The sequence below is a fragment of the Bradyrhizobium sp. LMG 9283 genome, from assembly GCF_045571415.1.
Classification (GTDB): Bacteria; Pseudomonadota; Alphaproteobacteria; order Rhizobiales; family Xanthobacteraceae; genus Bradyrhizobium.
This window is the reverse complement of sequence record NZ_CP120691.1, coordinates 1,908,270-1,924,480: the sequence shown is the minus strand read 5'-3', so window position 1 is coordinate 1,924,480 and position 16,211 is coordinate 1,908,270. Positions and strand designations below refer to the sequence as shown.

General features: G+C 62.4%; 6 protein-coding genes. 1 reads left to right on the top strand and 5 read right to left on the bottom strand.

The features are described 5' to 3' along the window. Positions 1-13: 13 nt before the first annotated feature. The 4 genes from P6U29_RS08945 to P6U29_RS08930 are packed head-to-tail and all read right to left on the bottom strand — an operon-like array spanning position 14 to position 4,234. Positions 14-1,195, bottom strand: coding sequence for an acyl-CoA dehydrogenase family protein (locus P6U29_RS08945; RefSeq protein WP_407117249.1), 1,182 nt, complete (start codon positions 1,193-1,195; stop codon positions 14-16). 12 nt (positions 1,196-1,207) lie between these two features. After that, entirely contained in the window at positions 1,208-1,945 is a 738-nt protein-coding gene (locus tag P6U29_RS08940; protein ID WP_407117248.1) for an SDR family oxidoreductase, read from the bottom strand. A gap of 44 nt (positions 1,946-1,989) precedes the next feature. Next, positions 1,990-3,540: a class I adenylate-forming enzyme family protein gene (locus tag P6U29_RS08935; RefSeq protein ID WP_407117247.1), complete on the bottom strand. Its 1,551-nt coding sequence runs from the start codon at positions 3,538-3,540 to the stop codon at positions 1,990-1,992. A 55-nt stretch (positions 3,541-3,595) separates the two neighbouring features. Further along, positions 3,596-4,234: a 2-hydroxychromene-2-carboxylate isomerase gene (locus P6U29_RS08930; protein ID WP_407117246.1), complete on the bottom strand. Its 639-nt coding sequence runs from the start codon at positions 4,232-4,234 to the stop codon at positions 3,596-3,598. 199 nt (positions 4,235-4,433) lie between these two features. On the opposite strand from P6U29_RS08930, the gene P6U29_RS08925 reads away from it, so the two are divergent. After that, on the top strand, positions 4,434-4,946 hold the full coding sequence (locus P6U29_RS08925; protein WP_407117245.1) for a winged helix-turn-helix transcriptional regulator: 513 nt from the start codon (positions 4,434-4,436) through the stop codon (positions 4,944-4,946). 253 nt (positions 4,947-5,199) lie between these two features. Here the strand turns inward: P6U29_RS08925 and P6U29_RS08920 are convergent, their stop codons facing one another. Next, on the bottom strand, positions 5,200-15,993 hold the full coding sequence (locus P6U29_RS08920) for a VCBS domain-containing protein (protein WP_407117244.1): 10,794 nt from the start codon (positions 15,991-15,993) through the stop codon (positions 5,200-5,202). Positions 15,994-16,211: the final 218 nt, after the last annotated feature.

Here is a 16,211-nt window from a genome sequence, read left to right as displayed (position 1 = left end):
CGATCCGCCGTGGCTAGAGCCCGAGCACGGCTTTGGCGATGATGTTGCGCTGGATCTCGTTGGATCCGCCGTAGATGCTGAGCTTGCGCGAGTTCAGGTATTTTTCCGACGCGGTATGAGCGTGCTCAGGGCCCGGCATGAAGTGATTGGCGCTGACCGGATGCTCGCGGATGGCAAGACCGTAATTGCCGACCGCGCGATGGGTGAGCTCGGTGATATCCTGGAAGATCTCAGTGCCGCGGATCTTGAACAGCGAGGCCGCCGGACCGGGATCGATGCCGCGCGCCATCTGTGCCACGACGCGAAGCTCCGTCGCCTCCAGTGCCAGCACGTCGAGCTCGATACGGGCGATCTCGCGCAGAAACTCGAGATGCGCGGGATCGTCGGCCGGAATCTCCGCTTTCACGATCTGCTTTAGCTTCCGGATGTACCGGGTCGACCGGCCGATACCCGCCATGCTGGTGCGCTCGTTGCCAAGCAGGAATTTGGCGTAGGTCCAGCCCTTGTTCTCCTCGCCGACCAGATTCTCGACCGGCACCCGGACGTTTTCGAGGAAGACGTCGTTGACCTCGTGACTGCCATCGATCGTGATGATCGGCCGCACGGTAACGCCGGGCGACTTCATGTCGATCAGCAGGAAGGAGATGCCGGATTGGGGCTTCGCGTTCGGATCGGTCCGCACCAGACAGAAGATCCAGTCAGCATGCTGCGCCAGCGTGGTCCAGGTCTTGTGACCGTTGACAATGTAGTGGTCGCCGTCACGCACCGCCTTGGTTCGGACGGTCGCAAGGTCCGAGCCGGAGCCCGGCTCTGAATAGCCCTGGCACCACCAATCCTCGCCGGACAGGATCCGCGGCAGGAATTTTTTCTTCTGCGCCTCGTTGCCGAAAGTGTAAATGACGGGGCCGACCATGGTGACGCTGAACGCCAGCGGCGGCAGCGTCCCCGCCCGGGAGGTCTCCTGCTCGAAGATGAAGCGCTGCGTGATCGACCAGCCGGGGCCGCCATATTCCTTCGGCCACAGCGGCGCGATCCAGCCCTTCTTGTAGAGAATGCGATGCCAGAGCAGCGACTGCTCCTTGGTCAGATCGGTCTCGGGGTTCGGAACGCGCATTTCCTCGGGGTAATGATCCCTGATGAACGCGCGAACCTCGTCGCGAAACGCCGCATCTTCCGGCGACAATGCCAGCTCCATCGAACCGGCTCCTTACCACTTTTCGCCGAACGGACGGATCTCCAGCTCAAATGTCCAGGCGGTCTTTGGCTGCTGGTAGAGCTGCCAGTACGCGCCGGCGACGGCCGCCGGCGGCATCAAGAGGTCCGGATTGTCAAGTGCGTTGGGGCCAAGCGCCTCGATGCGGCGCTGGCGCACCCATTCCGTATCGACGCCGGAATCGATGATGAGATGCGCGACATGGATGTTCTTCGGACCGAGCTCGCGCGCCATCGCCTGCGCGACAGCCCGCAGGCCAAACTTCGCGCTGGCGAAGGCGGCATAACCGCTGCCACCGCGCAAGGATGCGGTTGCGCCGGTGAAGAAGATCTTGCCGCCGCCGCGAGCGGTCATCAGCCGCGCCGCCTCACGTCCCGCCAGGAAACCGGAATAGCAGGCCATTTCCCACACCTTGCGGAACACGCGCTCGGTGGTTTCAAGAATCGGGAAATTGACGTTGGCACCGATATTGAAGATGCAGACCTCGAGCGGCGCGTGCTTATCGGCGTCGCTCAGGAAGGAGATGATCTCCTCCTCCTTGCGGGCGTCGAGTGAACGGGCGTGGATCTCGCCGCCGGCGGCTTCGATGTCCTTGACCAGCGGCGCGAGCTTGTCACCGTTACGGCGGCCGGCATAGATCGAAAATCCCTCGGCCGCGAATCTCTTGGCGATCTCGGCCCCGATGTAGTCACCGGCACCGATCACGGCTGCAGTGGCGTTTCTCTTTTGCATAGCCTTTTCCTTCATTCCGAGAGAACTGCTTGTCGGGCAAAGCGTCAGCCGGGACTGCGCAGCGACTCCGCCAACTTGTGCTTCAGGATCTTGCCCGTCGACGTCGCTGGCAGCGCGTCGATCAGGATGATTTCGGACGGTCGCTTGTATGAGGTGAGTTGCGGAGCTATGTGGGCCATGAGATCCTTTGCCGTCGCCCTTGAACCCCGGATGAGTTGCACGAAGGCGACAACCTCTTCATTGCCCTCGACCGGTCGTCCGACCACCGCGCATTGCACCACCGAATCATGCGTGCTCAACACGGCCTCGATCTCAGCCGGGTAGACGTTGAATCCTGACCGGATGATCATCTCCTTGGTACGTCCAACGATGTAGAGAACATCGCCTTCGAACCGGGCCAGATCGCCGGTATTGAACCAGCCATCGGGATCGATCGCCTTCGCAGTCAGATCGGGCGCGCGGTAATAGCCGCGCATCACGTTCGGCCCACGGACGTGGAGTTCACCGACCGCATCGCCCGACACTGGTTTGCCGTCGCGGCCCACGAGCTTGGTTTCGAGGCCCGGCAGAACTGTCCCCACCGCATGATCCGCCCTCGGGCACTCGATCCGGACGCCCGAGATGCCCGGCGAGCATTCCGTGATCCCGTAGCCATTGAGCAGCGGCAAGTCCAGCTCCTGCTCTACGCGCGACTTGAGTTCGAGGTCCAGCGGCGCGCCGGCAACCGCGATCAAGCGCAGGGCACCGCGATCGAGCTTCGGCAGGCCGGCATTGCGGCGGTACTCCAACAGGCGCTGATAGGTCGCAGGCACACCGTTGAGGATCGTGATGCCCTCCTCCGCCATCGCCTTCACCAAGGCTGCCGGATCGTATTTTGCGACCAGGCGCACCCTCGCGCCGACCATCAAGGTCATGGTGAGCAGGGAGATCCCGACGATGTGCGAGATCGGGAGCACGCAATACTGCACGTCGGCCGCGGTCATCTTGCGCCAGCCGGCCGTGCCCCGTGCACTGAACAGGAGATTGCGATGAGTCAGCATCACGCCCTTGGGCGTGCCCGTGGTGCCAGACGTGTAGATGAGAACCGCGACTTGCTTGGCGCCATCGGCTTCGACCGGCTCCGCCGCCGTGTCCGCGTTCAGCCCGGTCACCCCGATATCGCGCAGCGTCCCAAGCTCCTGCACCGAGGCATCGCACCGCGCAGCATGGGTAGCGGCTTCCTGTGATACCCCGACGGTGAAAAACACCCGCCTCGCGCCGCTGTGGTCCCGGATCTGGTCCACCTCGCGCGGCGACAGCCGCGGATTGACGACGATCGCCCAGGCGTCGAGCAAGCTCGTGGCGAGCAGCAGACAAGCGAGCGGGATCGAATTCTCGCTGACGATCATCACGCGGTCGCCGGCGCGGATGCCAAGCGTGCGCAGCGTGTCAGCTGTGGCCTGAACCGCCGCATCGAGTTCGCGATAGGTCAGCGTCGCGGTGTCGTCGACCAGCGCCACGCGATCCGGCGTTGCCGCGACATGCGCCATCACGTGATGGATCCGGCTCGGCAGACCGTCCACGCTCCCGATTGTCTCTTGCGTCAATGAGACCACGGCATCCTCCCTGAGAAACGGCTTTTTGCCTGTTTAATTTGCCTCGGCGTTATGATCACGCGATCTTGCGCCGCGCGCTGGCGAGTTGGGCGACGATTTCCTCTTCGACCTCGCGCAGACTATCCTTGCCGAAATAGATTTCGTCGCCGACAAAGAAGGTGGGAGAGCCGAAGCTGCCGCGCTCTACGGCGCGCGTGGTGTTCTCGATCAGCTTCTTCTTGACGTCGTCCTGCTGGGCGCGCGCGACGATGCGGTCAATGTCGAGACCAGACGACAGGAACGCCTCGCGGAACACCTGCGGGTCGTCCATCTTCTTGGGCTCGACCCACATGTGGTGATAGGCCGCGCGGAAATAGGACTCGAACAGGCCTTCGAATTCGGCCGCGACGACACCGCGCATCAAGCTCAACGTGTTCACCGGAAAGAACGGGTTCGGCGTGAACTTCGTGATGTTGTGGCGGCGCAGGAAGCGGACGGTCTCGAGCGCATTGTATTCCGGCTTGTTCTTGATCCCGCGCAGCGAGTCCGCCGGCGACATGTTGCCCGTCGCCTTGTAGATGCCGCCAAGGAGCACCGGGACATAGTTGAACTTGACGCCGGTACGCTTCTCGATTTCAGGCAATACGAGCTCGGCGAGATAAGCGTTTGGACTTCCGAAATCGAAGTGAAACTCAACCTTCACCGCAGCAACCATGGCAACGCTCTTCCCTTCGATGCATCAGCGGTTCGACTGCCGCCTCATTTGATGACCTCGCCCGAACCATAAGTTCTAATACAGAACTGTCAATATGATAATCGTCATCCAATGCTGGATATGACGACATCCTATTGAAATCGCATAAGTTCTGTTTTAGAATTTATTTTGCGGAAGTCGGAAGACGCGGAGAAAGTTGATGAAATGGGATGCACTTGAAGAGGAGCCGTGCTCACTCGCGCGCACTGTCGCGGTGATCGGCGACCGTTGGAGTCTGCTTGTCCTTCGCGAGTGCTTTCTTCGCATCCGCCGGTTTGACGACTTCCAGGCGTCGCTAGGGATTACCCGGCATCTGCTCGCCGACAGGCTGAAAAAGCTGGTGCGTTTCGGCGTGCTGCGGAAAATCCCATATCAGGAAGCACCAAAGCGCTACGAATACATTCTGACGCAGAAGGGGCTGGATCTGTACCCGATCATCATGTCGATCGTGCACTGGGGCAACGTGCATATGGTCGACTCGCGCGGCCGACCGATGCTGCACGAACACAAGAGCTGCAAGAGGATGTTCGATCCCGTGATGGTCTGCTCGGAATGCGGTGAACCGCTGGCGGCCAAGGCCGTCCATGTCCATCCGGGACCTGGTGCCCGGCAAGCTTCGCCGGTTCATGCAAAAGCGCAGGAACGAGCCAAGACTCGTCGAGAGCGGGCTTGAGGCGAGGCATGACTCCAAATCAGCTTAGACGAGCGCGGTCGGATCGAGGAAAGACGACCATAGCACCCGAATCAGGCGCCCTCGAACCCCGCCCCGCTTGGCTCGTTCAGAGCACGGGTAGATGGCGTCCTTGGTGGTGGTGAGCTCGTTAAGCCGCGGATGCACGCCCAAAAAGCCTTGGCGGGCGAGCGGCTTCGTGGTGGTCAGAATCCCGACCGCCTGGCGGCCAGCGCCGAGCTATCCCAATGCCGGACTAGCCCACCAGGAAGTTGCCATTATGCAACGCGCCAGTAGCGTTCAGCAGGCTGATCTCCATATCACTCGCTCCGTCGCCATCGATATCGATCTGGAGAGCGTCGTTGCCCGGATCGAAATTCTGTAAATGTGCCGAGGCTTGGTTGCCGCCAAGCAAGGCCGCACTATCCACATACTCGATGTGACCGCCGGCAATGCTGATGCCCGAGAAGGTAAAGCTGTCGCCATCGGCATTGAAGTTGTGAATGGTATCGGCAGCGCCCTGGGCGGAGTCCGCGACGCTGAGGAAGCGGAAATTGTCCTGGCCTGCGCTGGCAAAGATTTCATCCGCACCCGCGCCGGCGGTGATCGTCGTGTTACCCGACGTGTTGCCGATTGTGATCCTGTCGAAATTTGCGGCGGCATTGACCGTTTCGACGTTGGCCACCGTGATATCGTAGACGTTTGCGTTGAAGTTCAGAGTGTCGTTGCCGTCGCCGAGATCGATCACGTTCGCCGGGCTGCCTTGCAACGTCAGAGTGTCGTCCGACGAGCTCCCGTTGAGCAGATTCACGTTCCACAGATTGTCGAACGAATTGCTGCCTGCGGCGAGATTTAGGACGTTGGCTGTTCCTTCTCCAAGATTGACCGTCACCCCGGACACGGTGCTCAACAGCGTGACCGTATCATCCGATGGATTGAGATTGCCGGTAAAGTCGCTACTGTTGAGATTTTCAACGCCGCTGATGCTGAGCGAATTGACGCCGTTGGCGAGGGAGACCCAATCGTTTCCACCGCCCATATCAACGGCGATGCCGTTGACGTTATTCGTCAAGCTGATCGAATTATCAGCAGCATTGCCGTTGATGTGCTCGACACCGGTCGCGGCAAAGGCAGCGAAGTTTCCGTCAAGGACGATCGTGTCGGCACCATTGCCGAGGTCGATCGCGACGCCGTTGGTTGCCGCGATCGCACCGGTGACAATCAGGCTGTCATCGCTCGCCGTTCCGTTCACGTGATTGACATCGTAGATGTTCACGAACGAGTTCGCGCCGGCCGCGAGATTCATCGTGTTGTCTCCGTTGCCGAGGCTGATGTTCAGGCCCGTGACCGTTGTCAACAAGGTGAGCACGTCGTTGACGCCGGGCGTCGCACCGAAATCGGATCCACCCAGACCCTCGACCCCAATCAAGCTGAGCGTGTTGGCGCCGCCCGCGAGATTGAGCTGATCGTTGCCGCCGCCGAGGTCTACGACCAGTCCGTTGGCGATCGTGGCGAGATTGACGAATTCGTCATTGCCGCTGCCGATCAGATTCTCGACACCCGCGAGATTGAGCGTGTAGCCGTTACCGAAGATGCCATTGAGCAGGACGGTGTCGCCCGTCCCCGCCCCCAGATTGAGCCCGTGTCCGAAGATGTTGGCTCCGACGCGAAGATAATCGTCTCCGGCCGTTCCGAGGACGGGTGCTGCGCCGGGCAGTTGCTGCGTCGAGAGATCAATCGGGCTCCCCGAAGTCCCCGAAGACTGTAGCACGATGGCGTCGCTGAACTGCAGCACTTCGACGTTGGTCAGTGTGTCGGTGCCGTCGCGGTTCGCAACATTGTCTTGAACCTGGATCGTTCCAGCCGTCGTGACATTGTATTGCGATTGCGTACCCGAGAAGATCACCATGTCGGTTCCGGCGCCACCGTCGATCGTATCGTTACCGCCCTGACCGGTGATGCCGTCATTGCCGCCGCCGGCGTTGATCGTGTCGCCACCCCCGCCGCCGAAGAAGAACTCGTTGTTTGAGCTGCCGACCAGCGTGTCGGCTTGGTTCGAACCCTGCACGCTGTTGACGCCGCCCGTGATGACGTCGGCACCGGCGGCACCGCTCACAATTCCCGTCGACAGGTCGACGGACACTCCGCCCCCGCTCGCCTGAGAATACGAGACCCGCGTATTGCCGTTCCCGGTGATGGTATCGTTGCCGAGCAGGCCTTCGAACAAATTGAAGGTGCCGAACGATCCGGCCGAGGTCACCCCGGTGAAGCCCGCGGCATTGTAGGTGTCGTTCAGGTTGCTGCCGGTCGCACTGTTGACGCCAACGTAGGTGTCGGTGCCGATCGAGCTGCCGCCGGTCGCAGTTCCCGCCTGCAGGTTGATCGTCACGGCATCGGCTGCGCTGGAATAGATGATGCGAGTGTTACCGTTGCCGGTGACCGTATCGTTACCAGCCAGGCCCTCGAACTGGTTGAAGTTGCCGTTGTTACCGACGTTGTTGGTTGCGCCGTTCTGGAAGCCGATGGCGCCGAAATTCGTAGCCGTGAAGACATCGTTGAAAGCAGTGCCCTGGGCACCCTCGATTCCACGGAACGTATCATTGCCGATCGAGCCGTCACCGGTCGCGGTGCCGGCTGTGAAGTCGATGGTTACCGGGCCGGTGGAGAAGTAGATGTTGTTGTAGCTGATGATGTCAAAGCCACCGCGGCCGTCGATGAAATCGTCGCCGGCAAGACCGGTGAAGGTCTCCGTGGCCGTGGTGATGTTGCTGCCGCGGATGGTGTCGTTGTACATCGAAGCCATCACGGCGTTGACGCCGCTGAAGGTATCGTTGCCGGTGGATGCGTCGCCGCTTGCAGTACCTGCCAGCAGATCGACAGTCACCGCACCGGTTGCGTTGGTGAACGCAACACGCGTGTTGCCGTTTCCGGTGATGCTGTCGTTGCCTCCCATGCCGATGAATTCGTTGAAGGTGCCGTTGGAACCGGCATTTTGGCTGCTTCCGCTGAAGCCAACGGCGTTGAAAACGTCCGCAGCGTTCGAGCCACGCACGGATTCGATCGATCGAAGCGTGTCGGTGCCGACCGTCGCGGCGTCGCCCGTCACAAGTCCCGAGCCCAGCTGAACGTTGATCCCGCCCACGGCGGCCGGATCAAGCGCGTAATCCGCCCGGTCGAAGCCAGCCCGGCCGTCGATGAAATCGTCGCCGGCGCGACCTTCGAATATCTCGACGGTCCCGGGACCATTGGCGCTGCCGAGCAGTTGGTCGGCAAATCCAGAGCCGACGACACCAGCAAAGCCCGAGCCCAGCAAGGTATCGGTACCAACCGAGCTATCTCCGATCGCCGAATGGGCCGTCAAATCGACGGTCACGCTGCCCGTTGCGTTGGCGTAAGAGATGCGTGTCAGGAGCGCACCCAGGCTGTTCATTGCGCCCGTGATGGTGTCGTCGCCTCCGCGGCCTTCGAACTCGTTGAAGCCTACATTGGTGCCGGCAATGCCGGTATCGCCCGCAAAGCCGGTCGCGTTGAACGTGTCGGCGTAGTCGCTGCCCACGATGCCCTCGACGGTCACGAGCGTGTCGGTGCCGACTCCTGGACCTGAGACGGAGCCTGCAGCGAGATTTGCGGTAATGCCTCCCGTTGCCGCAGAATAGTCGGCGCGGTCGAAGCCGAGGCCGCCATCGAGCAAATCATTGCCATCGAGGCCCTTCAGCCGGTCGTTGCCCGCGAGGCCACTCAGGCTGTCGGCGTAGGCGGTGCCGACCAGCGTATTTGCGCCGGCGTCGCCGGTGAGGTGCACGCCCTGCCCCAGCATGAAGTCGGCGGCCGTGAGGTTCGACAGCGTCCCGTTCAGCAGCGTGAGGGTGTCACCATTGCCGAAGTCGATGACCGTGTTCGGCCCCTGCTGTGTGGCCAGCGCCTGAATGTCGGCGAGGGTCGAGATGCCCGGGACCCCCGTCAGGTCGATCTTATCGGCGTCCGCCTGCACGAAGTCGCCGATGATATCGGCGCCGCCGCCGGTGGCGTAGACAAAGGTGTCTGCACCCGTGCCGCCGTTCAGGGCATCGTTGCCGGCACCGCCACTGAGCAGGTCGTTGCCGCCGTTGCCGAACAGCTGATCGTCGCCGTTGGAACCGGTGATCGTGTCGCTGAAGTTAGACCCCCAAACGTTGGTTACCCCTCCCATGATGGTGTCGTGCCCCACCGAACCGTCGCCGTCCGCAGTACCGTTTGCGAGGTTGACGATCACACCAGAGGTCGCGTTCGCGAACAGGATCTGCGTGCTGCCGTTGCCGATGATGGTGTCGTTCCCGCCCTGGCCCTGGACAGCGTTGAAGCCGGCAAACCCGGTTGCGTCGAACACGTCGGCAAAATTGCTGCCGGTGGCGCTGTTGACACCGGAGAACGTGTCGTGGCCGACCGAGGCATCGCCACTGGCCGTTCCGGCCTGGAAGTTGATGGTGACGCCGGCAGCCGCACTGGCGTAGATGATGCGGGTATTGCCGTTGCCGGTGATGGCATCATCGCCGCCGAGGCCTTCGAACTGGTTGAAATTGCCGAACGAGCCGGCATTGGCGCTGCCGCCGTTGAAGCCCGTCGCCACATAAGTGTCGGCATAGCCGGTGCCCTGAATGCCCTCGATCGAGCGCAGCGTGTCGGTGCCGATCGACGCATCGCCGGTCGCCGTGCCCGATGCCATGTCGACGGTGACGCCACCCGTGACCGTGCTGAGGCTGTTGTAGATCGCGGTGTCGAAGCCGCCGCGGCCGTCGATATAGTCGTCGCCGCCCAGTCCTGTGAAGTTGTTGTTGAAGCTGCTGCCCAGCAGCGTGTCGGAGAACGTCGACCCCTGCACCGCATTGACGCCGGTGAAGCTATCGGTGCCCTCCGTCGCACCCGTGGCGCTGCCGGCAACCGTGACCGCATTGGTGGTCCCGACGGCGCTGGTCTCGAGATCGACGCTGACGTTCGAGGCTGCGATCTGGTAGTTCAGGCGCGTGAAGCCGTTGCCGATGATGGTGTCGTTGCCGCCGGCGCCGGCGAAGTCGTTGAAGCTGCCGGAGGAGCCGACATTGGTCGCCCCGGCCTGACCGAACCCGGTGGCATCGAACGTGTCGTCGAAGTTGGTGCCGCGGGCGGCCTCGACGCTGCGCAGCGTGTCGGTGCCGACCGTCGCATCGCCGTTCACGACGCCGGCGGCGAGGTGAACGTAGATGCCGGACGTGGTCGTCGTGTCCGAATTGTAGGTGACCTGGTCGTAGCCGCCGCGGCCATCGATATAGTCGTCGCCGCCGCGCCCCTCATAGGTCTCATAGGTGAAGGCCGCATTGTCGCTGCCATAAATCGTGTCGTTGGAGGCCGATCCCCAGATCGTCGATACGTTGGAGAAGGTGTCGTGACCGACCGAGGCATCGCCGTCCGCGGTCCCTGCCCCGATGTCGACCGTGACCGCGCTGGTTGCTCCGAGATACGACAGCCGCGTCACGATCTGGCCGGGCGCGTTGACGGCGCCGACGACGATATCGTCGCCGCCGCGCCCCTCGAACTCGCTCTGGCCGCCGGCGACGCCGGGCAGACCGGTCGAGCCGGTAAATCCGGCGGCGTTGAATGTGTCGGCATAGTTGCTGCCGACCACCCCTTCGATGTTGACCAGCGTGTCCGTCCCGACGCCGGGCCCCGAGGCGGTGCCAGCCGCGAGGTTGACGGCGATGCCGCCGGTCGCATCCGTATAGATGGCCCGATCGAAGCCCTGGCCGCCATCCAGAAGGTCGCTGCCGCCGAGGCCCTGGAGGCGGTCGTTGCCGCCGAGACCGCTGATGGATTCGGCGTTGGCTGTTCCGACGAGGTCGTTGGCGTTGCCGTCCCCGACGATCGGTGCGGCCGGCGTACCGAACAGGAAATCGCTCGCCGTCAAGCTGTTCAGATCGATGTTCTGAAGCGTGAGGCCGTCATTCGGACTGAACGTGATCACGGTGTTGGGGCCGCTCTGCGTCGCATGCGATTGCAGATCGGCAAGGCTGAAGATGCCGTAGACGCCGGTCAGATCGATCTTGTCCTGTCCATGGACGAAGTCCTGGATGAAGTCGAAGCCGCCGCCGGTCGCATAGACAAAGCTGTCCGCGCCGGCGCCGCCACTGAGGAAGTCGTTGCCGGCACGACCATCCAGGATGTCGTTGCCGTTGCTGCCGGAGAGGCTGTCGTTGCTGGCGCTGCCGATGATGGCGTCGTTGAAATTGGATCCCAAGACGTTGAACACGCCACCGCTGATGGTGTCGTGGCCGACCGAGCCGTCGCCATCGGCGGTGCCTGCGGTGAGGTTGACGCTGACACCGCCGGTCGCGTTGCCATACTGGATCTGGGTATTGCCATTGCCGGAGATAATGTCGTTTCCGGCGTTGCCCTGGAACGAGTTGAAGTTTGCGTTGAGGCCGGTGAAACCCGTCGCGTCGTAAACGTCGCCAAAATTGCTGCCGGTCGCGCTGTTGACACCGGTGAAGGTGTCGTGACCGGTCGAGCCGTCGCCGGCGGCGGTGCCGCCCGCGAGATTGATGGTCACACCGCCGGTCGCATTGGCGAAAATGAGGCGCGTGTTGCCGTTGCCGGTGATGACGTCGTCACCACCGAGCCCTTCGAACTGGTTGAAGGTGCCGTTGTTGCCGATATTGGCCCCGGTCACACCGTAACCGGTCGCATCATAGGTATCGTTGAAATTGGTGCCCTGAATGCCCTCGATCGAACGAAGCGTATCCGTTCCGTTGGACGCATCTCCGGTGACGGTGCCAGCCGCCATATCGACGGCGATGCTTCCCGTGGTGAAGAAGATGTTGTTGTAGGACGCGACGTCGAAACCGCCGCGTCCGTCGATATAATCGTTGCCGGCAAGGCCGGTGAACGTGTCGTTGGTCGCGCCGCCCAGCAGCGTGTCATCGAACATCGATGCCTGGACGGCATTGACGCCGCTGAAATGATCGGTGCCGACGGACGAATCGCCGGCAGCAATGCCGGTGACGAAGTCGACCTGGACGCCGGCCGTCGCGTTATTGAACCCGAGCCGGGTGAAGCCGTTGCCGATGACGGTGTCGTCCCCGCCGTTGCCGGTGAACTCGTTGAACGTCCCGTTCGAGCCGGCATTGACGCTGCCCGCGCCGAAACCGACGGCGTTGTAGGTATCGGCGAAGTTGGTGCCGCGGATCGCCTCGATCCCGCGCAAAGTGTCCGTTCCGATGGTCGAATCGCCGGTCACGGATCCGGCGGCGAGATTGACCGTAATTCCCGTCGTGGTGTTCGGATCGACATTGTAGTCCACGCGGTCGTAGCCGCCGCGGCCGTCGATATAGTCATTGCCCGCAAAGCCCGAATAGACCTCCGCGGTGAACATCGGATTGTTGCTGCCGAGAATCGTGTCGTTGTAGGCGGAGCCCCAGACGCCGTTGAAGCCGGAACCGACCAGGGTGTCGTGGCCCACCGATGCATCACCCTGGGCATAACCGGCTGCGAGATCCACCGTCACCGCCCCGGTGGCGCTGACATAGGAGACGCGCGTCAGCTCCGCACCCTGGCTGTTGGTGTTGCTGATGATAATGTCGTCGCCGCCATTGCCTTCGAACTCATTGTAGCCGACGGGGCTACCCGGGACATGTGCATCGCCGGTGAAGCCGGCTGCGTTGAACGTATCGGCAAAATCGCTGCCGATGGCAGCTTCGATGTTGACGAGCGTGTCCGTCCCCACGCCTGCGCCGGACGCCGCTCCCGCCGCGAGGTTGATCGTGACGCCGCCGGTTGCATCGCTATAGACGGCACGGTCGAAGCCCGGGCCGCCGTCGAGAATGTCGTCGCCGGAGCCGCCGCGGAGATAGTCCTTGCCGGCCCCGCCGAACAGGATGTCGTTCCCGTCACCGCCGCTGATGCGATCGTTGCCGTCCTGACCGTCAATCAGATCGTTGCCGGCTCCTCCCGAAAGCGCGTCATCGCCGAGCGAGCCCAACAAGGCACTCCCGACCGGGGTGAGCACGGCATTCGCAACCTCAGTACCGAGGTTATCGACAAAGCGGTCTGTCAGCTGATCGATCGATTGTTGATCCGAAAAATCGGTCGCAGCCAGCTGGTCGGCGGCAGCGCCTTGAGCGACCTGGCCGGCTTGCGCCAGTTCGGTGACGTTCGTGGCCGACTGAATGCTGTTGTTTGCGGCAGCAACGACCTCAACAACCGTCGCGGCAGCGGCTGTGCTGACGCCGGAGGATGTGACGATACTCTGAACCGTCTCCGAAGACGCCAGATCGAAAGTCGGCGCGCCGGGATCGCTCAGAGAGGCCGTAATAGCGCTTGCAATGGCTGTAATGACCGTGCCCGTTTCCACGCCGACGGCGGACACCTGGGCGACGGTGCTTTGGACCTGGATGGCTGCCGCGAGCACCGCGGTCGCGGTGGCATCGTTGTTGACCGCCGCGGGTACCGGGTCGAATGACCTAAGGTCGATACCTCCGCTGATATCGAGGTTGAAGGCAGCCGCCACGGCATTCATGGCCTGGTCCGCCGTCAGCGGGTGCTCATCGTTTGCCGTGCTATCGACGAGCGCGACGATCAACGTCGTCAGCGGAGTGATGACGGTGGAGCCCTCCGGCGCCCTCAGCACGCCGGCGACCTGCAATCCCGTCGAGATATCGACACCGCCGATGCTCACCAGCGGACCGGATCCGCCCGCCAGCGTGAAGCTGCCGTCAGCCCGCGTCGTCGTGACCGCCTCGCCCGCGTCGAGTATTCCGTTGTTGTTGGCATCGGCAAAGACGGTCGCGCCGCCGATATAGCCGTCGATATCCAGCGCGTTGATCTCGTTGGCACCGGGATCTACGGTCAGCGAGAGCTCGGCCGTGCTCACCGCCTGATGAACGCCGTCGTCGGAGATGGCGGTGACGCGCAGCGTGAACGGATCGGGGCTGCTGACGGCATGGTTCGGAATCAGGACGACGTTCTGAACCGAATCGCCGGTCACAAGCCAGGCGCCTTCCCCGATCGCTGCGCCGTTCTGCACCGTGAAGCTCGACGGCACTCCCTCGATTTTCACCGACAAGCTGCTGCTCAGGTCGATCTTGTTCGCCGCAATGTGCAGCGTGATGTTTCCGTCGGCCGCGCCCGCAGAGTCCTGAACGCTCAGAATCGGCGCGTCCTGCGCGCCATGGATGTCGAAGCTGATGGTCTTGGTCGTGCCGTCGAGGGACCTGACCGCGAAAGTCTCCGTCTTGATCTCGTTGGCGCCGAGATACTGGATAGCGGCGTTGTCGACCGAATAGGTGTAATGCCCATCCGCATGCAGCGTCAGCTTGCCGAGGTTTCCGGACGCCGTGATCTCGCCGGCCTGGAACGCGGCCTGGTTCTGATCAGCGTCGCTGACGGACAGCTGGCCGGACGCGGTCAGCTGGCCGTCCTCGGTGACGTCATGCTGGGCGGGGCCGCCGATATCGGCGGCATCGTTGACGCCGTGGATCGTGAACGTCACGTCCTTGGTCGTGCCGTCCAGAGCCTTGACGGTGAAGATCTCGTCGCGGGTTTCGTCCTGGCCGAGATATTGAACGAGGTCGTTGGCGACCGAATAGCTGTAGGCGCCGTTGGCGCCGATCGTCAGCGTCCCGAGATTGCCGGGCGCCGAGAAGACGGCGGTTTGGAAGGAATTCTGGTTCTGGTCGACATCGTTGATCGACAGCGTGCCGGACGCCGTCAGGACGCCGTCCTCGGTGACGTCGTGCTGGACGGGATTGCCGATTACGGCCGCGTCGTTGGCACCCGTGATGTTCACCACGATATCGTGGCTGGCGGTACCGTCGACTGACGTGACCGTCAGGGTGTCGGTGACGTGCTGCCCTGCGGCGAGCGAATCCGATTTCGCGGAATCGAGTGTGTAGGTCCAGGCTCCCGACGCTGCATTGAAAGTGAAGTTGCCATAGGTGCCGGCCAGCGAGGCCGGGACTGCGAAATGGTCTTGGCCGCTGTCGACATCGTGAACCGCGAGCTGGCCCGACGCGCTGGGATCGCCGGCCACGCTTCCAGCCTCGGTCACTGAAGTATCCTGGCTCCCCGACACCGTGATCGTGGCCGGGTCGTTGCTGCCGGTGATGGTCACCGTAAGCGTCGACGAGCCCGATCCTCCGTGGTTGTCGGCGTTCGTGTAGGCAAACTGCTCCGTCACCTGCTGGCCTTCGGCGAGCGCCTGCACGGAGGCGCTGGAACTGTTGAGCGTGTAGGTGTAGGCGCCGGTCGCCTTGGTGACCACCAGCGTTCCATAGGTGCCGACGACGGTGATTGTGGTGCCGTTGTCCGTGCCTCCTGCCACGGCCGACACGATGTGAGTATCGCCGGCATCGGCATCCGTGTCGTTTGCAAGCAGATTGCCGTTCGCAGCCGTCGTCACATCCTCCTTGACGGAGGCGAGATCCGCGGCTGCGACCGGCGCATGATTGGTCGGTCCCTCGATGACGACCTTGACCTTTTCGATCGAGACGACGGCCAGGTTGAAGCTCCTGAACGCGTAGTCCGCGCTGCCACAGCGCGCGATAAGGGCCTGGATTGCCGCAAGATCGGACCTGAACGAAGCCGAGTTCGCCAACTCTTGCGTGACGACGAGGCGGAGCGTGTCCTGGCCCTTACCGCCGTCATAGATATCGATTGAACCAACATTTTCCGAAACGCGGTAGCCCAGGATATCGTTGCCATTCCCGCCGCTGACGAGATCGCTGCCGGAGCCGCCGTCGATGATATCGTCGCCGTTTTCGCCGGCGATCAGATCGTTCCCCGCCCCACCGAGCAGCGTATCGTTACCAATACCGCCGAGAATGATGTCGTTACCGGTGCCGCCGTCCACCGTGTCGTTGCCATTGCCGGCGTCGATGATGTCGTTGCCGGCACCGGCATTGATGCTGTCGTTGCCGTTGCCGCCCTGAATGACGTCATTCCCGGCCCCGGCGCCGATGGTATCGTCGCCGCTCTTTGCATTGATGGTGTCAACCAAGCTGGTGCCGGTGATCTGATCGTTTGCGTTGGTAGCGTTAATGATCATGGCAATTCATCTTTCTCGATAGGGCAACAGGCATTGCTCGCAAGCGCGCGGAAGCGGCTTGCGTTGTGCGGATGGAGAAGTCTTCAATCGTTGAAAGCGGAACGCGATATGGACGCGACGCGTGACATCGTGCGGTCGCTCATGGTGAGCCCCCTCCCGTAACCTTCTTGATTTTTCAGGTTCGCCGTCAGCCCAACGGCTTAAGTTTGAAATGATGT

Bases quoted from the DNA above. Each gene is read 5' to 3' on its own strand.
- P6U29_RS08920 (WP_407117244.1), bottom strand. From the start codon at position 15,993: ATGATCATTAACGCTACCAACGCAAACGATCAGATCACCGGCACCAGC.
- P6U29_RS08925 (WP_407117245.1), top strand. From the start codon at position 4,434: ATGAAATGGGATGCACTTGAAGAGGAGCCGTGCTCACTCGCGCGCACT.
- P6U29_RS08945 (WP_407117249.1), bottom strand. From the start codon at position 1,195: ATGGAGCTGGCATTGTCGCCGGAAGATGCGGCGTTTCGCGACGAGGTT.
- P6U29_RS08940 (WP_407117248.1), bottom strand. From the start codon at position 1,945: ATGCAAAAGAGAAACGCCACTGCAGCCGTGATCGGTGCCGGTGACTAC.
- P6U29_RS08930 (WP_407117246.1), bottom strand. From the start codon at position 4,234: ATGGTTGCTGCGGTGAAGGTTGAGTTTCACTTCGATTTCGGAAGTCCA.